Here is an 18,535-nt window from a genome sequence, read left to right as displayed (position 1 = left end):
ATGAAAGTAGAAACAACAGTTCTCGAAAATGGCCTAACCGTCGTCACCGACCAAATGCCGCACCTGAAGACGGCAGCACTTGGTGTGTGGGTCCGCACCGGATCACGTGCGGAAAACGCGGATCAAAACGGCATTACGCATCTTCTTGAACACATGGCGTTCAAGGGAACGAAGAGCCGGTCGGCACGCGGAATTGCGGAAGAAATCGAGGCTGTTGGCGGCGAACTGAACGCGTCTACGAGCATTGAACACACAAACTACTATGCGCGGATCCTGGCGGAAGACCTTCCGCTTGCCGTCGATATATTGGCGGACATTCTGCAGAACTCGACCTTTGAGGCCGAAGAGCTCGTGCGCGAGCAACACGTGATCCTGCAGGAGATCGGTGCATCCAACGATGCTCCTGAAGACCAGGCATTTGATTTGTTCCAGGCGACAGCTTGGCCGGAACAGGCAATTGGCCGTCCGATCCTGGGCACACCGGAAACCGTGCAAGGCTTCGGCCGCGACAGTCTCAACGACTATTTGACAAGCCGCTACCGGGCACCGGACATGGTGCTGTCGGCTGCCGGCGCGGTGGACCATGATGAGCTTGTTTCATTCGCGCGCCAAAAGTTTGGCGCCATCAACAGCGAACCGGCCGCCCCGGATCCTGATGCCCGCTATTCAGGTGGTGAGAAGCTGCTCAACAAGGACCTGATGGAAGCGCAGGTCCTGATCGGCTTTGAGGGCCGCCCGTACAAGGCCAAAGACTACTACGCCATCCAGATTCTGGCGTCCGTGCTGGGCGGGGGCATGTCGTCGCGCTTGTTCCAGGAAATTCGTGAAAAGCATGGCCTGTGCTACGCGATTTACAGCTTCCACTGGGCGTTTTCCGACACGGGGCTGTTCGGTATTCACGCCGCAACGAGTCACGAGGATCTCGGCGCCCTGATGCCGATGATTGCAGATGAGCTGGTGTCTGCCGCCCATACGATCACCGAGGACGAAGTCGCGCGCTCCCGGGCGCAGATCCGTGCCGGTTTGATGATGGCTCTGGAGAGCCCGGCGGCCCGGGCCGGTCAGATTGCCCGCCAGATCCTGGTGCATGGCCGGGTTCTGGCGCCAGATGAGATCTCGGCCAAGATTGAGGCTGTCACCGCAGCAGATATTCGCGAGGCAGCTTACAACACCTTCGTTGGCACAACGCCGACACTGACGGCAATCGGTCCGATCAACGGCATCATGACTGCCGATGAGCTGGCGGCGCGGCTTCAGCAGGCGCCGGTCCGGCAGGCTGCATCAATGTAATAGGGCGAGGACCGGCATGTCTCTCCTTCGCCCAGGTCCACCTCCTGACGCCGAGCTTCTCATAGAAGCCGGCGCGCATTATCTGCGCCCCCCGATCATGAGCGACTTCAAGGCCTGGTGCTTGCTTCGCAGCGATAGCCGGGCCTTTTTGACGCCTTGGGAACCGTTGTGGCCGTCTGATGATCTGTCCAAATCCGGTTTCCGGCGCCGCCTGCGCCGCTATGCGCGCGATCGCAAGGAAGGGCGCAGCCTGACATTCCTCCTTTTCAACGCGCGCAATGACGATTTGCTGGGTGGACTGACGCTCAGCAACATCCGGCGCGGGGTCAGCCAGTCGGCAACGCTTGGCTACTGGATGGGGGAGCGTCACGCGGGCAAAGGGCACATGTCGGCGGCCGTCGCCATGTTCTTGCCGTTTTGTTTCGACGTTCTGAACCTTCATCGTATTGAGGCTGCCTGCATTCCAACCAACACACCGTCCATCCGTCTTTTGGAAAAGGCGGGGTTCAACCGGGAAGGATATGCGCGTAACTATCTGTTAATAAACGGAACTTGGCAGGACCATCTTTTGCTCTCCTGTTTGGCGGAAGACCACGCGGCGCGTCCGGATGCGGTGTCGCCGCTCGTCGAAGGAATTTTGAAAGACTTCTTGTGACATGTGCTCCAAACCGGTAGTTCTTCGCCCCATGTCGATTTCTGTGCCGGTCTATATTTTCAATCTGATCCGAAGCGCCATTTTAGTGGCCGCCGCAATGATGCTTATCGTTGCGCCGCAGGCCGCCCGTGCGCTCGAGCCGATTTCTGTGCCCTTGGATATTGAGGCGCTGGACATCACAAATGCGATTGATATGCACAGGGACGCCGGAACGCGTTTGCAGGTGTCAACCGCGCCGGGTGCAGACGGAATTGTTCGGCGGATCGAAGTGCCATCGCGCAGCGGGGAAAACACCAACTGGGCTGTCTTTGCGCTTGCCAACACCAGCGATGAACAGGTCGACCGCCTGATCGTTGCGCCAAACTACAAGTTTGTGGGGTCTGATCTGTTCTGGCCGGATCTCGGATCCTCTCGGATTGCAAGCATTACCCCGAGCCAGGGGATCGCGCCGTCTCGCCAAAAGAGCCTCGAAGCCGATGTCTTTCTGGTCACTTTGGACCCCGGTTCTGTCGTCACCTTCGTGGCTGAACTGACAACGCCGAACTTGCCGGAAATCCGGGTTTGGGAACCGGATGTCTACAAGGAAACGGTCAACGCCTATTCGTTGTATCGCGGGATCATTCTTGGCATTTCGGGCCTGCTCGCTCTCTTCCTGACGATCTTGTTCGTGGTCAAGGGGACGGTCATGTTTCCGGCGACGGCGGCTTTGGCATGGTCGGTCCTCGCTTATCTCTGCATTGATTTCGGCTTCTGGGGCATGGTCTTCAAGCTGGAAGGCGGAAGCAGCCAACTGGCCCGGGCCTCTGCGGAAGTCATGCTGGCCGCCAGCCTGATCATCTTTCTCTATGCCTATTTGAACCTGAACCGCTGGAACATTCACTATTCCCATCTGGCACTGACGACCCTGATCCTTCTATTGGGGCTGCTTGGTGTTGCGGTGTGGGATCCGTCGATTGCAGCCGGTATTGCCCGTCTGTCTCTGGGCATCATCGGTATCCTGGGGTTCGTCACAATCGCTGTGCTGGCGTATCAACACTATGATCGGGCGATCCTGTTGATCCCGACGTGGTGTTTGCTGATTGCCTGGCTGATTGGTGCGGCCATGACGGTGACAGGCCGTCTGTCGAACGACATCGTCCAGCCGGCGCTGGGTGGTGGACTGGTTCTGATTGTTCTGCTGATCGGTTTCACGGTGATGCAGCATGCCTTTGCCGGTGGTGCAATCGCCCAAGGGCTCATCTCTGATGTCGAGCGCAAGGCGCTGGCACTCACCGGTGCTGGAGACATCATTTGGGATTGGGACATCGACCGTGACAAGATCTATACGGGCAACGAAGTCGAAGATCTTTTGAATCTCAAGCACGGCACCTTGGAAGGGCCTGCGCGCGATTGGCTGGAGATCTTGCACCCACAAGACAGGGACAGGTTCCGGGCAACGCTCGATGCAGTGATTGATCAGCGACGCGGCAAGATCCAGCAGACATTTCGTCTGCGCTCTGAGGACGGTCATTTCCGGTGGTTCCGCCTGCGCGCCCGGCCGATCGTGGGCGCCGACGGGGAAGTTATCCGCTGTGTCGGCACGATGCTCGATGTTACCGAAGAGCGTACCGCCGAAGAACGCTTGTTGCATGATGCTGTCCACGACAATCTGACCGGCCTTCCAAACCGGGAATTGTTCGTTGACCGCTTGCACACGAGCGTGGTACGGGCTCAGGCGGAAGAGACAACCAAGCCAACCGTGCTTGTCATCAATCTGGACCGCTTCAAGCAGGTCAATGACAGCATTGGATTGTCTGCCGGGGACAGCATTTTGTTGACCGTCGCACGGCGTCTGGGCCGCCTCATCGGCCAGCAGGATACCTTGGGACGCCTGTCCAGCGACCAGTACGGTCTGGTGCTCTTGTCAGAGAATGAGCCGGACCGGATCGTTGCCTTGGCCGATGCGCTACGCAAGGCTGTGCGCGCGCCCATTACCTTTAGCGACCGCGAAATCTTCCTGACCTGCTCTGTTGGCATCTCCTTCTTTGAAGGCGGCAAGCAGGCGGTTGAGGACATGCTGACAAACGCCGAAATCGCTTTGAACCACGCCAAGCGCCTCGGTGGGGACCGCCAGGAAGTTTACCGGCCGATCCTCCGTCCCCTCGGCAAGAACATTGTCGATCTGGAAGCAGACCTGCGCGAAGCCATTAAAAAGGAGACGCTTGGTGTCTTCTTCCAACCGATCATTCGACTGGAAGATCAGGCAATTGCTGGGTTTGAAGTGCTGGCGCGCTGGAACCATCCGAAGCGCGGCAAGATTTCACCAGCCGAGTTTATTCCAATCGCCGAGCAATCGGGATTGATCAACGACCTTGGAATGTACATGCTCGACAAGGGCGCCAGTCAGCTGGCGTTCTGGCAGCGCGAATTTCCGATGCCGAGGCCTTTGTTCGCGTCCGTGAACCTTTCATCCCGGCAGCTTTTGAAGCAGGACCTGATCAATGATGTGAAGGCAATCCTGTCCCGGAACTCGCTGGAGGTCGGGACGCTGAAGCTGGAGCTGACGGAATCCCTCGTCATGTCCAACCCGGAGTATTCGGCAAAGGTTCTGGAGCGGTTGCGCAGTCTGGGGGCTGGCTTGTCGCTGGACGATTTTGGCACCGGTCATTCATCGCTGTCCTATCTGCAACGGTTCCCGTTCGACACGATCAAGATCGATCAGGCCTTCGTCAAACCCGACGGGTCTGCCGCGCGTCCGGTACTGTTGCGCACGATCGTCGCCATGGGTCACGACCTCGGCATGTCTGTGGTCGCCGAGGGCGCGGAGAGCGAAAACGACGCGCTGGAGCTGTTCCAGCTTGGCTGCCAATACGCACAAGGGTTCTATTTCGGCGAAGCCGTATCAGCCGCGGAGGCCACGAAGATGCTGCGGAAAATGCCGGTGGCAGAAGCCGCTTCGGCGTAAACAGCCTCAGCCGTTAGGGGACAAGAATCGGAACCGAATTTGCCGCGGCCTGGATGTGCAGTGGGGTGACCGCGAATGGATCACCATCCATTTGCGCGGCAACTGGTTCCGGACTGGAAATAACGGCTTCCTGAAAGGCTTGAACAGTCGCGCCCTTGGCTTTGGAGATCCGGCCCAGCATCAACGCGATGCTGTATCGGATCGAGGACCAGGGGTCGTCGCGCTCCAATATCAGCATATGTAAACCAGGATCTGTCGCACCGCCTGGGCAGATGACAAACGGGCCGCCGTAGTGCTGGGCATTGCTGGCGACGGCAAAGCGCCCGTCAACCGGCGCAGCGCCATCAAGGGAGATTGTCAGTGGCGTCGCTTTGCGTGTCAGTCCGATCCGGATTGCGGTGATCACATAGGCAAATTTCTTCAAGCGCCGCTTCAGGTCCAGCGGGACCGCATGGACGACTTCGGCGTCAAATCCGGCCGAAGTCATCAAAACAAAGGGACGATCATTGGCGAGACCATAGTGCAGCGGTTTGGTGCGCTTGTTCAGGATCATCCGGGCAATCTCTTTAGAGCCTTTCGGCAGACCAAGCTCGAGTGCCAGAACGTTCGCGGTTCCAAATGGGATGATCGCCAGGTTGGGGACGCGTTTTTTGTGCTGCAAACCCGTGAGGGCTTCGTTGACCGATCCGTCACCACCGGCAATGATCAACGTCTCTGCAGCCAACCCCGGTGCGGCGCACACCTCGCCGATCTCACCGGCATGGGTTGTCAAACGCAGATCAACCCGGCAGCCGGCAGCTTCGAGATGGCCTTTGACATCCTGCAATTTTTGGCTGTTGTAGCCGCCCGATGTCGGGTTGGCCATGATAAGCACGAGGCCAGCCGTCTCCGGTGCCTCAACTCCGGATAAAACCGGAGCGGTCTGCAGCGAATCGATCACCCGAAATCCTTGCTCGTTGGCAGCGACGCAGTGTGCTTAAACGTTTTTCTTAAACGGTTCCATACCGCCGCGCGCCAATTCGTCTGCGCGCTCGTTGTCCGGGTGGCCAGCATGGCCTTTGACCCAGTGCCAGGTGACATCATGGCGGTCGCGGGCTGCGTCCAAAGCCTGCCACAAATCCGCATTCTTGACTGGCTTGTTCGCGGCCGTCTTCCAGTTCTTCCGCTTCCAGCCGTACATCCACTCGCTGATACCGCTGCGCACATATGTGCTGTCGGTATAAAGATCGACGGCGCAGGGGCGCTTCAGGGCGTTCAGCGCTTCGATCGCCGCTGTCAGTTCCATGCGGTTGTTGGTGGTCTCGGCCTCGCCACCCTTCAGTTCACGCTCGTGTTCGCCGAAGCGCATGATGACACCCCAGCCGCCCGGGCCGGGATTTCCAGAACAGGCACCATCCGTGTAAATCGTCACGCGATTTTCCTGGCTCATCCTTCAAGCCCGTATGCGTTGGCGCTGTCGACGGTTTGGTGGAACCGCAGTTTTTTCAGGTATTCCATCGGGTCCTTCGGGGTGACAAGCGCGCCTTCAGGAACACTCAGCCAATCATAAAGACGTGTCAGCAGGAAGCGCAGCGCAGCTCCGCGGCAAAGCACGGGCAATGCGTCAAACTCGGCAGCCGTTAGCGGACGCACGGATGTATATCCTTTGAGCATGGCTTTGGCCTTGGTGACATTGAACGCCAGATCCTGCTCAAAACACCAGGCGTTGAGGCAGATGGCGATGTCGTAGGCGAGGGCGTCATTGCACGCGAAATAAAAGTCGATGAGGCCGGACAGGCGGTCGTTCAGGAAGAACACGTTGTCCGTGAACAGATCGGCATGGATAACGCCGGCTGGGAGATCCTTCGGCCAGTTTTTTTCAAGGAAGTCCAGCTCAGTGGTGATCTCTGCGCCCAGTCCCGGATGAACGGTGTCGCAGCGGTCTTGGCTTTGTTCAAACAGCGGCCGCCAACCGTTCAGGTCCAGTGCGTTCTTGCGGGTCAGTTCATAATCGGCCCCAGCCAAGTGCATGGCGGCCATGGCCTTGCCGAGTTCCTCGCAGTGTTCCGGACGCGGCCGCTTGACCGACATACCTTGAAGAAACGTGACGAGGGCTGCGGGCCGCCCGGCAAGCGTGCCAAGAAGCTCTCCGTCTTGCGAAGCGACCGGAGTGGGGCAGGAGAGGCCCTTGCCCGCCAAGTGTTCCTTGAGCTTCAAAAAGAAAGGCAGGTCGTCAGGGTTCACCCGCTTTTCATAGAGGGTGAGGATGAAATAGGCCGTATCGGTCTGAACGAGATAATTGCTGTTCTCAACGCCTTCAGCGATGCCCTTGTAGGACAGAAGCTGCCCGACATCATACTGTGCGATGAAGGCGTTCAGCTCTTCATCGCTGACTTCCGTATAAACGGCCATTCTTGTTATCCGGTGGCTTTTTCAGTTTGGTCGGGCATGTCCCGCAGTTCGCGCGGCAGGTTGAAGGCGATGGTCTCTTCGGCCGTCCGCACGATCTCGACCGTGACGTCGAAACGCGCGTCAAACGCGCTAATGATCTCTTCAACCAGTGTTTCAGGCGCAGAGGCTCCGGCTGTCAGGCCTAGGCTGGTAACTCCCTCAAAATCCGCCCAGTTGATCTCATCAGCCCGTTGCAAAAGGACCGCAACCCGGCAGCCTTCCCGCTCGGCGACTTCCCGCAGTCTTTGCGAGTTTGATGAATTGGGCGCGCCTACCACAATCATGGCCTCAACGCCCGGGGCCACATGTTTCACCGCTTCCTGGCGGTTGGTGGTGGCGTAGCAGATGTCTTCCTTGTGCGGGGCGACGATGTCCGGAAACCGGTCCTGAAGAACGGAGACGATCCCGGCGGTATCATCAACGGACAACGTGGTCTGCGTGATGTAGGCGAGGGGACGGTCGCTGCTCTCGCGTTCGAACCGCCGCGCGTCGTCTTCGGTCTCGATCAGGGTGACCGTGCCTTCCGGGAGCTGTCCCATCGTGCCGATCACTTCCGGGTGTCCTGCGTGGCCAATCAGGAGAATGTCGCGCTCGCGTCGGAAATGGATCTCGGCTTCCTTGTGCACCTTGGAAACCAGCGGACAGGTCGCGTCCAGGTAAAACATGTTGCGTTGCTGGGCATCGGCAGGCACGGATTTCGGCACGCCGTGAGCAGAAAAGATCACTGGGCGCTCGGCGTGCTCCGCCGGGATCTCATCCAACTCTTCAACAAAGACCGCGCCTTTGGCTTTCAAGCCGTCTACGACATATTTGTTGTGCACGATCTCATGGCGGACATAAACGGGCTGGCCGTACTTTTGAAGGGCCAGTTCCACAATCTGAATTGCCCGGTCAACACCTGCGCAAAATCCCCGAGGGGCGCACAGCTTGATCTCCAGAGAGGGTTTGTTTGTCGCGGTCTGTGTCATGGTGCTCATTGAAAAGCCTGCTTTGGCGCAATAAGGGCTTGTGACGCTGTTCTGTCAACCCAGTTGGCATGCTTTCTGATATAGGTGCAGGGCCAACAAATACCTACCGCCATCTCGCCAAGTGGCCGGTCAACTGCTATGAAGCTGCGCCAAATACATAGTTTTCAACAGGTCCACGATGTTCAAGGCGTTCCAAGCACTGTCTCATGTCAACAGCAAGACCACGCTTTCGGTCGCATTATGTGCCGCTTTTCTGACAGGATGCGGCGCAACCGGAGATATCGCGGAGAACGTGATTTCGGGCGGTGCGGAACCGGTTCAGGTCTCCCGCGAGACATTTGCACCGCCAGTGCCGTGTCCGCCGCTGCAGATGAAAACGAATTCACATCTTATCCGTGAGTTTGTAAGGGGCAAGGATGGCGAGCGCGACGGCCTGATCTACCAGGCACTGGTGGAGGATTCAGCGGTCAGCTGTTCCCAAGAAGCCGATGGCCAGCGCCGTTTGAAGCTCGGGTTCACAGGTGACGTGACACCCGGACCGGCGTGGAGAGGTGGCGATGTTGTACTTCCGCTGCGTGTCACGATCCCGGCGTCTTCCGATGCGGATCAAAAACCGCTGGTTTCTGAAGTGATCCAGATCCCGGTTTCCATCGAAGCCGGTGGCCGCGGGCAACAATGGACCTACGTGGATGAGAAATTCGTCATTCCGATGAACCAGGGCAGCAAAATCCAGTTTGGTTTTGACGAAGGGCGCCGACGCTAAGCCAGGGGTCTGAGGGCCATCCCTACTGGCATCTGGCTTACGCAATTGAACAGTTTGATTGCCGCGTATTGACAAGGTGGTGTCGGCCACTCACAATCGCGGCGAAATTGGGGTCGTTCCCTGATGATCGTGTCTCTGGCACGAAATACCACTGCGGGAGAGGCCAGGTGAGAAGATCCTGGCGCCGAAGGAGCAACCGCCCCGGAAACTCTCAGGCAAAAGGACCGCAGAGGCTTCAACGCTCTGGAAAGCAGTGATCTGCGCTAATCACATGCGCGGACTGCTCACCGAAGGAGTAACCACCAGGCCGGTTTGGTTTGGCTGGGAAATCTCTCAGGTACTCGGACAGAGGGGGTGCAGACGAATCGAAACCGTTCGCGGCGAGGTTCGGGACTGCGCAACCCCTAACGCGAGGACCCTTCATGGCGGAAACCGTTGCAGACGAAGATCTGAAACAAACGCCTCTTCACGACCTTCATATCGAGCTGGGCGGCAAAATGGTGCCGTTCGCCGGCTATTCCATGCCCGTTCAATACAAGCTCGGCATCATGGGTGAACACCAGCACACACGCGCGAAAGCGGGTTTGTTTGATGTGTCCCACATGGGCCAGGCTGTTCTGATCGGCCCGGATCACGAGACCACCGCCAAAGCACTGGAAGCTCTGACACCGTCCAACTTCGTTGAACTTGGTCATGGCCGTCAGCGCTACACGGTCCTGTTGAACGAAGACGGCGGCATCATTGACGATCTGATGGTCACCCGTCCGCTCGATCCGAACGATGACGGCCGTCTCCTGTTGGTGGTCAATGCTGCGCGCAAGGATGTCGACTACGCGCACCTGCGCGCCAAGCTGCCGGAAACGGTCAAACTCGAAGTGGTCGATGACCGCGCTTTGATCGCAGTGCAGGGCCCGGAAGCTGTTGCGGCGGTTGCAGCCCATGCACCGGCTGCGGCCGAACTCGGTTTCATGTCCGCAGCTCCCATGGAATTTGATGGCATTGCGTGCCACATCGCGCGCGCCGGATACACCGGGGAAGACGGTGTTGAGATGTCCGTGCCTGCAGGAGCAGCCGAGGCTATTGCCCGCGCGCTTTTGGCGGATGACCGGGTCGAAGCGATCGGCCTTGGGGCCCGCGACAGCCTCCGTCTGGAGGCCGGACTTTGCCTTTATGGCCACGACATCGACGAAACCACGTCGCCAGTTGAAGGCGACATCACCTTTTGCATGCAAAAGCGGCGCCGCGAAGAAGGCGGGTTCCCGGCTGCGGACCGCATCCAGAAAGAATTGGCCGAGGGCACAGACCGCATTCGCGTCGGCCTGCGGCTGGACGGTAAAGCCCCGGCACGTGAGGGCGCGGAAATCGCTCTGCCTGGTGGGGATGTCATAGGCATTCTGTCCTCCGGCGGTTTTGCTCCGACTGTCGGCGCGCCGATTGCCATGGGCTATGTCCCCGCCGAACACGCAAGCGAGGGAACACAGCTGGAGCTGATCGTCCGCAACCGCCGTTTGCCGGCCACGGTCTCAGCCATGCCTTTCGTGCCCAACCGCTATTACCGAAAACCAAAAGCCTGACTTTTTTTCCAGAGAACGGACGCAAAACATGACGACTTATTACTCAAAAGATCACGAGTGGATCTCCGTCGAGGGCGGCACCGCCACCATCGGTATCACGGCCTATGCGCAGGAACAGCTCGGCGATGTTGTCTACGTGGAACTGCCGGAAACCGGCAAGGCCCTGTCCCAAGGCGATGAAGCCGCGGTTGTGGAATCTGTGAAAGCTGCCAGTGAAGTCTACGCGCCGATCGACGGCGAGGTCACCGCAGCCAATGACGTGCTGGCTGATGAGCCCGCCAAGGTCAACGAAGATCCGGAAGGCGCAGCCTGGTTCATCAAGATGACCGTCGGCAATGAAGGCCAGCTCGCTGACCTGATGGATGAAGCGGCCTACAAGGCCTACATCGAGACCCTTTGATCCATGGCGGGGCATTACTACACGGCGGTGGTCGAATGGGCGTGTGACGGGGATTACGCGGCCAACAAGTATTCGCGCGGCCACATCTGGCAGTTTGACGGTGGTCTGAAGATCCCGGCAAGCGCCTCGCCGACCGTTGTGCCTCAGCCTTATTCGATTGAAGCAGCCGTTGACCCGGAAGAGGCGCTCGTTGCAGCGATCTCGTCGTGTCACATGATGTCGTTTCTGGATCTTGCCCGGCGCGCCGGTTACGTCGTTGCCAGCTACCGCGACAGCGCAAAAGGCGAGATGAGCCGGATTGCTCGCGGCAAGATGGCCATCACCAAGGTGGTCCTCAAGCCCGAAATCGTGTTGGTCGCCGACAGTGATCCAGATCCCAGCTGGATCACGGATCTGCACGAAAAGGCCCATGACGTCTGCTTCATCGCAAACTCGGTCAAATGTGAGATCGTGGTGGACCCGGAACCGGTCCGCACGGTCGCACCGTAAATCTGGAGCCGCAGACAATGCGCTATTTACCACTTACCGACACCGACCGCGGCGATATGCTCGCGCGCATCGGCGTCAATTCGATTGATGACCTCTTTACCGACATTCCAGAGGATGTTCGCTTCAAAGGTCTTCTGGATCTGCCGAAACGCGCCAGCGAAATGGAAGTCGAGCGCAAGCTCTCCGCGATGGCCGCGAAAAACACCTCGGCTGGATCCGTGCCGTTTTTTGTTGGTGCGGGCGCCTACAAGCACCACGTTCCGGCGACCGTGGATCATCTGATCCAGCGCTCGGAATTCCTGACGTCCTACACGCCGTATCAACCGGAAATCACCCAAGGCACCCTGCAGTACCTGTTCGAGTTCCAGACCCAGGTTGCCAAGCTGACCGCCATGGATGTTGCCAATGCCTCCATGTATGACGGTTCCACCGGCACCGGCGAGGCTGTTCTGATGGCCCACCGGGTCACCAAGAAGAACAAGGCGGTCCTGTCCGGCGGTCTGCATCCGCAGTACCGGGAAGTGGTCGAAGGTCTGTCCAACATGGCGGGCGATCGGGTCGTCAGCCTGCCGGCCGACCCAATGGGCACGGAAGACATTCTGTCCCAGATCGACGACGAGACCTCCTGTGTGGTGGTCCAGTCACCGTCCTTCTATGGCCAGCTGATCGACCTGAAGCCGATCGCGGAAAAGGCACACCAGCACAAGGCGCTGTTGATCGCCGTCTTTACCGAAGTGGTGTCGCTCGGTCTCATTGAGCCTCCTGGAACGCAGGGCGCGGACATTGTGGTTGGCGAAGGCCAGTCCATCGGCAACGGCCTGAATTACGGCGGTCCATATGTCGGTCTTTTCGCCACCCGCCAGAAATACGTCCGGCAGATGCCGGGGCGCCTTTGTGGTGAAACTGTTGATGCGGAAGGCAAGCGCGGTTTCGTGCTGACGCTCTCCACCCGCGAACAGCACATTCGCCGTGACAAGGCGACGTCCAACATCTGCACCAACTCCGGTCTCTGCTGCCTGGCTTTCACAATCCACATGTCGCTGCTCGGCCAGAAAGGTCTGACGCAATTGGCGCGGATCAACCACGGCAACGCGGTGAAGCTGAAGAAACAGCTTGGTGCCGTACCGGGTGTGGACGTGCTGAATTCGGCTTACTTCAACGAATTCACCCTTCGCCTGCCGAAAGCAGCTGATGGTGTTGTTGAGGCATTGGCAGCTAAAGGCATTCTCGCCGGCCTGCCGGTCTCCCGCCTGGAGCCGGGCAAGGCGGATCTGGAAAATCTGCTGGTGGTGGCCTCCACCGAAGTCAACACGGATGAAGACCGCGCGGCCTTTGCCGATGCGCTGAAGGAGGTGCTGGCATGAGCATGAACACGCAAGGACGCCCGACGGCAGCAGGAGATGCGGGCGAGAGCTTCCGCCCGAAAACCTTCACCGGAAACCGCGGCCTCGACATGGAAGAGCCGTTGATCTTCGAGGTGGGCTCTCTGGAAAACTGCGGTGTTGATCTCGACGAAGGCGATCTGCCTGAGTTTGAGCTTGGCGGGCACGCCCGCCGGGCCGAGATCGGTCTGCCGGGTCTCGCAGAACCTGAGGCCATGCGCCACTACGTGCGCCTGTCGCGCAACAACTATGCGATCGATGCCGGGCTGTATCCGCTTGGCTCGTGCACTATGAAGCACAACCCGCGCCTCAACGAGAAGATGGCCCGCCTGCCGGGCTTTGCCGATGTGCACCCGCTGCAACCGGTGTCATCCGTCCCGGGTGCGATTGAGCTGATTGACGAGCTGGCCCACTGGCTGATGGTCTCCACCGGCACCCATGCGGTTGCTATGAGCCCGAAGGCCGGCGCCCATGGTGAGCTTTGCGGCATGATGGCGATCAAGGCGGCGCACACCGCTGCCGGCCGGAGCCCGGAAATCGTTCTGGTTCCTGAAAGTGCTCACGGCACCAACCCGGCAACCGCCGCTCTGCTCGGCTACAAGGTCGTCTCAATTGATGCCAAGGACGACGGCACGGTCGATCTTGAAGCGCTCAAGACCACGATCGCCGAGCACACCGGCAACATTGCCGGGATCATGCTGACCAACCCGAACACCTGCGGGCTGTTCGAGCGTGACATCAAGGAAATCGCCGACCGCATCCACGAGGCTGGAGGCTTCTTCTATTGTGACGGCGCGAACTTCAACGCCATCGTCGGCAAGGCTCGTCCGGGGGATCTCGGCGTTGATGCCATGCACATCAACCTGCACAAGACCTTCTCAACGCCGCATGGCGGTGGTGGTCCGGGCTCCGGTCCGGTGGTCCTGTCGGACAAGCTGGCTCCCTTTGCCCCGCTGCCGTTCATCCGCAAGACGGACGATGGCCTGGAGCTGGTGGAAACAGAAGCTGCCACGAAAGACGGCGAACAGCCTTTTGGCCGCATGACGGCGTTCCAGGGGCAGATGGGCATGTATGTGCGCGCGCTCAGCTACATGATGAGCCACGGCTCGGACGGCTTGCGTCAGGCCTCTGAAGATGCGGTCCTCAACGCGAACTATGTTCGTGTTGGCCTTCAGGATCTGATGAGCTTGCCGTTCGGCGAGCGGCCGTGCATGCACGAGGTTCTCTTCGACGACAGCTTCCTGAAGGACACAGGCGTCACCACGCTTGATTTCGCCAAAGCGATGATCGACGAGGGCTACCACCCGATGACCATGTACTTCCCGCTTGTGGTGCATGGCGCGATGCTGATCGAGCCGACGGAATCGGAAAGCCGTGCCTCACTTGACCTGTTTGTTGCCACCATGCGTGATCTGGTCATGAGCGCCAAACGCGGTGAGACACAGCGCTTCTCCGGAGCGCCATATCTCGCCCCGCGTCGCCGCCTGGACGAAACGGGCGCAGCCCGAAAGCCGGTCCTGAAATGGACCGAGCCGGAACCGGCACAAGTGACGCCGGAAGCTGCGGAATAAAATTGAAAAGCGGGGCGGGCGTCAGGCCCGCCCTTCAGACTGTTGCTACAGCCCAATATTCCCTCTAGCGTCATGTTCGGACTTGTTCCGAACATCCACAAAATATAGAAAACTATGGATCCTCGGCACAAGGCCGAGGATGACTATTGAGAGGGATGCTGTTTGTCATCAAGCTCAGGGACGAGTTTCAGGCCCATCCCTTTTTCGGTCAAAGTTAAACCGCCACGCGCGGTCGGCCGCTGGCTTCGACGACAATTTCTGCTTCAATGAACATCGGCCGCGATTCGATCTCGACCGAGCGCACGTCGCGTTTCGCAGAGACCTGGATGCCGACGGCACCGGCGTCCTTGGCAGCCTTTTCGGCCTCTTCGCGAAGAACGGTTTCCAGCCGGTCAAGAGCGACTCCGGTTTCTGAAAAATCTTCCGGTCCGCTCTCCAAATGCACTCTGTAGCGCCCGTCGGCCGGTGATGTGACAGTGCCGCTGCGGCGCAGGGTTATGCGTCCAACGACGGCGCCGATGGCGTTGGCCACCCCGGCATGCTGGGACAAGAGCATCGGGCACCGTAAGCGCCTGCCAACTTCCGGATAGTAAGTCGGAGCCGAAGCGCCGAGGCCGACCACCTCCACGTTCAACCGCGCTTGCAGATCGATGAAACCGGCATGGCCGGAAAGTCCAGCCTGCAACAATTCATGGCGTGCAAGGGCGCGCGGGTTGTCCTGAAACCGGCCGCCTTCCTCTCTAAAGGCCACTTCGAGCAGCGCATCCACGGTCTGCTGCGTCAGTTGGTCAATGATCATCTGCGCAATGGCGTCCGCGCTTGAGGCAAGCACCTTGCCATCGCCGCGCCTGCGCCGCGCAAGCTTCTTAAGCGCAAGGCGCGCCGCCTCTGCATCCCAGGCACCCAGTAGTCCGAGGACATGGGCCGCATCGGAGGGAGTTACCCCGGACACTTGCACCATGCCGCGATCGATCAGGCGTCCAAGCGTGGCATTTTCCATGCGGTTTCGAACGATGGAAGAAACAGGATGAATGTCATCCCCGATCCGTACCATCAACTCGCTCTCACGGGCGTTCAGGTCCGGTTCGGCCATTGCACCGCCGACACACCGGACAAACCGGCCGTCATCTTCGCCCGGGAAGTCCGAACGTTCTTGTTGTTCCAGAACCGGTACCACCTTCTCTGGAGCAAGATGAGCAATCAGGGAGACGGGCAGCACGCGCTTCGGGCCAAGGTGGAGGCCGCCGGTCAGGCCCGTGTCGAGAAAATGGACCTGGCTGTCGCCGCCAAGGCCGATCGTGCGCATGGCGACGGCTTCAACCATCGTGCGGAACGATCCCACCTGCGCGCCATCGGGATCAATCGCCGGGCGTCCTTTGCGGATCAGGGCGATGTCGGTCGTGGTGCCGCCGATATCGGACACTAGCGCCGTATCGACTCCGGTGAGCCAGTGCGCCCCAACCACGGAGGCTGCGGGTCCGCTCAGGATCGTTTCGATCGGCCGGGCTCGGGCGTCGGCCGCCGACATCAAGGCACCATCGCCGCGCACCACCATCAGTGGGGCATGAATGCCCAACTGAACAAGAGCATCCTGGGCCCGGCCAATCAGGCGGTCAATCATGCCGATCAGCCGGGCATTGAGGAGCGCGGTAAGCGCCCGTTTGGGTCCATTGAGCTTGGCGGACAGCGTATGCGACATCGTCACAGGACGGCCCGCGATCTCTGCTATTTTTTGGGCAGCCACGTTTTCATGCGCCGGGTTTCGGGTGGCAAAACGCGCAGCAACGGCAAGCGCCGTCACGCCTGGATCAAGATCTTGCAAAAATGTGGTGAGAGCCTCTTCATCGAGTGGGGCGGCCTCGGAGCCTGCATGATTGTGACCGCCGCGCAAAAGCAGCACTGGATCGTCCTTCAAGGCCGCGCTCAAACCGGCCTGCTCTAGATCCTTGGCTTCAAAGCCGATGGCGATGAGCGCCACCCGCGCGCCCTGGTCCTCGACCAGTGCGTTGGTGGCCAAGGTGGTGGACAGGGACGCGAGCTGAATCTCGACAGGGTCGATTTTCGCCTGCACCAGCACCGATCGGACGGCCTCTCCAATACCAACAGCAAGGTCGTGCCGGGTGGTGAGCGCCTTGGCGGAGGCAATGACCTCTTCTTCGCCGCGCAGGATGACCGCGTCGGTATAGGTTCCGCCCGTATCGACCCCAAGGCTGTATGTCACACCACGTTCCTCTGCCAAATCCAGTTCGATCGGGAAAGAGCATCCGCTGTCCCGAAAGGAGCGCTCCGATGGATACCGTTTCCTCAATTGTGTCAAACAAAAACCGCGCGAACTCACGCGGCACTGTCTGTCTGAGACCACGGCAGCTTGTGTGTAGTGTTGGAAATATGACTGATGAAACAGTTTTGCTCCGTAGTGACTGCGGCTAAGGGGATTTTTTGATTGCCCGGAGAACGCATTGCCCGATATGGGTAGGATCATTCATGTCTTTCAAATTGCTTTGAGATTTCAAGAGGGGGCTATCCATGAACGGTGCAGAAGCGCTGGTGAAAACGATGCTGGCGTCCGATGTGTCGGTGTGCTTTGCAAATCCGGGCACGTCCGAAATGCACTTCGTGGCAGCCCTCGACACCCATCCCGACATGCGCTGTATCCTTTGCCTTTTTGAAGGCGGGGTTACAGGTGCTGCCGACGGTTATGCCCGGATGAGCGGCAACGTTGCCGGGACGCTGCTTCATCTTGGGCCTGGCTTCGGCAATGGCTGGGCCAATCTGCACAACGCCCGCAAAGGCCACTCCGGCATCGTCAACATTGTTGGTGATCATGCTGGTTATCATCTCAAGCATGATGCGCCGCTGCAGGCCGATCTGGACGGAGTGGCCGGATCTGTTTCCCATTGGGTACGCCGGGCGACCGACAGCACCATGGTGGCAAGTGCCGGGGCCGAGGCTATCCGGGTTGCGCGTGGCGGCGAGATCGCGACCGTAATCCTGCAGGCGGATTGTGCGTGGGGAGACAGTCAAACTGGCCCGACCAAAGCCCAACCTCCGGCTCAAAAACACCGGCCGGACACGGATCGCATTACGGCAGCGGCCAAAGCTTTGAGCGAACCCGGCGCGGCTCTTTTGGTGAGTGGCCCCGGACTTTACGGAGAGGGGGCGGAACTGGCCGGCAAGATTGCTGCCAGAACAGGCTGCCGGTTGCTGGCCCCGTTTTTTGCGCCGCGCATTGCACTGGGCGAGGGCGCCATTGCCTTTGAGAGCTTGCCTTACAATGCCGATCTCACCGCCGAGTTCCTTGCCGGGCAGACACGGATTGTTTTGGTTGGTGAAGATCCTCCTGTGAACTTCTTTGCCTATCCCGGCAAGCCGTCCACGCCGGAGCCGGCGGGGTGCGCGCTGGACCGGCTCTGTTATGGCGACTGGGATGTGCTCTGGACCCTTGAGACGTTGGCGGAAGCTGCGGGTGTTGACGGCAGCGAGACGATCGCGCGGATCGAACGCCACGTCCCGGACATTGAACCGGGTGCGCTGACCGCCGAAGGGATTGGCCGCGGTCTTGCCAACGCCATCCCGGAAGGGGCCATTATGGTCAATGAGGCCGTGACGGCCGGCGCCGGGATTTGGCCGTTCGTCAACGCCGCTGCCGCCCATGACCGGATCAACAACACCGGTGGGTCGATTGGTCAATGTCTACCAAATGCGCTGGGTGCGGCAGTCGCCTGCCCCGACCGTCCGGTGTTTGCGGTCTCCGGTGACGGGTCCGCCATGTATCAGGTGCAGAGCCTGTGGACTGCGGCCAGGGAAGAACTGGACATCACGGTCGTGATCGTCGCCAACCGGGGCTATCAGATCCTGCATTTCGAACTGGAAGCCCAAGGGGCACCGAAGCCCGGACGAAACGCCAGTGCAATGTTCGATATTGAGAACCCGTTGCTTGACTGGGTGGCACTGGCCGCCGGCCATGGGGTGCCAGGCGTGCGGGTCGACAGTGAGGAAGGCTTGGCTGAAGCGCTGAAAACCGCATCAAACACCAAGGGCCCGTTCCTGATCGAGGCTGTTATCTGAA

Annotated in this window: 15 protein-coding genes and 1 riboswitch; of the genes, 10 read left to right on the top strand and 5 right to left on the bottom strand. The window is 59.5% G+C overall.

Annotated elements, in window-relative coordinates:
• The 3 genes from ACVDG4_RS10145 to ACVDG4_RS10135 all read left to right on the top strand — a co-directional run bounded on the left by ACVDG4_RS10145 (nucleotide 1) and on the right by ACVDG4_RS10135 (nucleotide 4,889).
• A complete protein-coding gene (locus ACVDG4_RS10145; protein ID WP_447234955.1) occupies nucleotides 1-1,290 on the top strand; it encodes a M16 family metallopeptidase in 1,290 nt (429 codons plus the stop codon).
• Nucleotides 1,291-1,306: 16 nt separating this feature from the next.
• A complete protein-coding gene (locus tag ACVDG4_RS10140) occupies nucleotides 1,307-1,945 on the top strand; it encodes a GNAT family N-acetyltransferase (protein WP_133948333.1) in 639 nt (212 codons plus the stop codon).
• A 97-nt stretch (nucleotides 1,946-2,042) separates the two neighbouring features.
• On the top strand, nucleotides 2,043-4,889 hold the full coding sequence (locus ACVDG4_RS10135) for an EAL domain-containing protein (RefSeq protein WP_286183100.1): 2,847 nt from the start codon (nucleotides 2,043-2,045) through the stop codon (nucleotides 4,887-4,889).
• Between the two features lie 13 nt (nucleotides 4,890-4,902).
• Here the strand turns inward: ACVDG4_RS10135 and ACVDG4_RS10130 are convergent, their stop codons facing one another.
• The 4 genes from ACVDG4_RS10130 to ispH are packed head-to-tail and all read right to left on the bottom strand — an operon-like array spanning nucleotide 4,903 to nucleotide 8,287.
• The gene (locus tag ACVDG4_RS10130; protein ID WP_447234954.1) at nucleotides 4,903-5,829 is read right to left on the bottom strand and encodes a diacylglycerol/lipid kinase family protein; all 927 of its coding nucleotides are present in this window, start codon (nucleotides 5,827-5,829) and stop codon (nucleotides 4,903-4,905) included.
• A 36-nt stretch (nucleotides 5,830-5,865) separates the two neighbouring features.
• Entirely contained in the window at nucleotides 5,866-6,318 is a 453-nt protein-coding gene (rnhA, locus tag ACVDG4_RS10125; RefSeq protein ID WP_209172709.1) for a ribonuclease HI, read from the bottom strand.
• Nucleotides 6,315-7,280: a homoserine kinase gene (gene thrB, locus ACVDG4_RS10120; protein ID WP_447234953.1), complete on the bottom strand. Its 966-nt coding sequence runs from the start codon at nucleotides 7,278-7,280 to the stop codon at nucleotides 6,315-6,317. Before thrB ends, rnhA begins: the two co-directional genes overlap by 4 nt.
• A 5-nt stretch (nucleotides 7,281-7,285) precedes the next feature.
• Nucleotides 7,286-8,287 carry a 4-hydroxy-3-methylbut-2-enyl diphosphate reductase gene (gene ispH / locus ACVDG4_RS10115; RefSeq protein WP_447235107.1) on the bottom strand — a complete coding sequence of 334 codons (1,002 nt, stop codon included), beginning with the start codon at nucleotides 8,285-8,287 and terminating at the stop codon, nucleotides 7,286-7,288.
• Between the two features lie 178 nt (nucleotides 8,288-8,465).
• On the opposite strand from ispH, the gene ACVDG4_RS10110 reads away from it, so the two are divergent.
• The 6 genes from ACVDG4_RS10110 (at nucleotide 8,466) to gcvPB (ending at nucleotide 14,466) form a co-directional block, all read left to right on the top strand.
• On the top strand, nucleotides 8,466-9,050 hold the full coding sequence (locus ACVDG4_RS10110; protein WP_447234952.1) for a hypothetical protein: 585 nt from the start codon (nucleotides 8,466-8,468) through the stop codon (nucleotides 9,048-9,050).
• Nucleotides 9,051-9,194: 144 nt separating this feature from the next.
• Nucleotides 9,195-9,287, top strand: a riboswitch (glycine riboswitch).
• A 185-nt stretch (nucleotides 9,288-9,472) separates the two neighbouring features.
• Nucleotides 9,473-10,624: a glycine cleavage system aminomethyltransferase GcvT gene (gene gcvT / locus ACVDG4_RS10105; protein ID WP_447234951.1), complete on the top strand. Its 1,152-nt coding sequence runs from the start codon at nucleotides 9,473-9,475 to the stop codon at nucleotides 10,622-10,624.
• Between the two features lie 28 nt (nucleotides 10,625-10,652).
• Nucleotides 10,653-11,024: a glycine cleavage system protein GcvH gene (gene gcvH, locus ACVDG4_RS10100; RefSeq protein WP_209172722.1), complete on the top strand. Its 372-nt coding sequence runs from the start codon at nucleotides 10,653-10,655 to the stop codon at nucleotides 11,022-11,024.
• Nucleotides 11,025-11,027: 3 nt separating this feature from the next.
• Nucleotides 11,028-11,513: an OsmC family protein gene (locus ACVDG4_RS10095; RefSeq protein WP_008196197.1), complete on the top strand. Its 486-nt coding sequence runs from the start codon at nucleotides 11,028-11,030 to the stop codon at nucleotides 11,511-11,513.
• A gap of 17 nt (nucleotides 11,514-11,530) precedes the next feature.
• The gene (gene gcvPA, locus ACVDG4_RS10090) at nucleotides 11,531-12,877 is read left to right on the top strand and encodes an aminomethyl-transferring glycine dehydrogenase subunit GcvPA (protein ID WP_447234950.1); all 1,347 of its coding nucleotides are present in this window, start codon (nucleotides 11,531-11,533) and stop codon (nucleotides 12,875-12,877) included.
• Nucleotides 12,874-14,466, top strand: coding sequence for an aminomethyl-transferring glycine dehydrogenase subunit GcvPB (gene gcvPB, locus ACVDG4_RS10085; RefSeq protein ID WP_447234949.1), 1,593 nt, complete (start codon nucleotides 12,874-12,876; stop codon nucleotides 14,464-14,466). Before gcvPA ends, gcvPB begins: the two co-directional genes overlap by 4 nt.
• Nucleotides 14,467-14,680: 214 nt before the next feature.
• Here the strand turns inward: gcvPB and ACVDG4_RS10080 are convergent, their stop codons facing one another.
• Entirely contained in the window at nucleotides 14,681-16,687 is a 2,007-nt protein-coding gene (locus ACVDG4_RS10080) for a hydantoinase/oxoprolinase N-terminal domain-containing protein (protein WP_447234948.1), read from the bottom strand.
• A 305-nt stretch (nucleotides 16,688-16,992) separates the two neighbouring features.
• Here ACVDG4_RS10080 and ACVDG4_RS10075 point away from each other — a divergent pair, with 305 nt between their 5' ends.
• Nucleotides 16,993-18,534, top strand: coding sequence for an acetolactate synthase large subunit (locus tag ACVDG4_RS10075; protein WP_447234947.1), 1,542 nt, complete (start codon nucleotides 16,993-16,995; stop codon nucleotides 18,532-18,534).
• Nucleotide 18,535 lies beyond the last annotated feature (1 nt).

This window comes from Roseibium sp. MB-4 (assembly GCF_053005265.1).
This window is presented reverse-complemented; position numbering and strand designations above follow the sequence as displayed.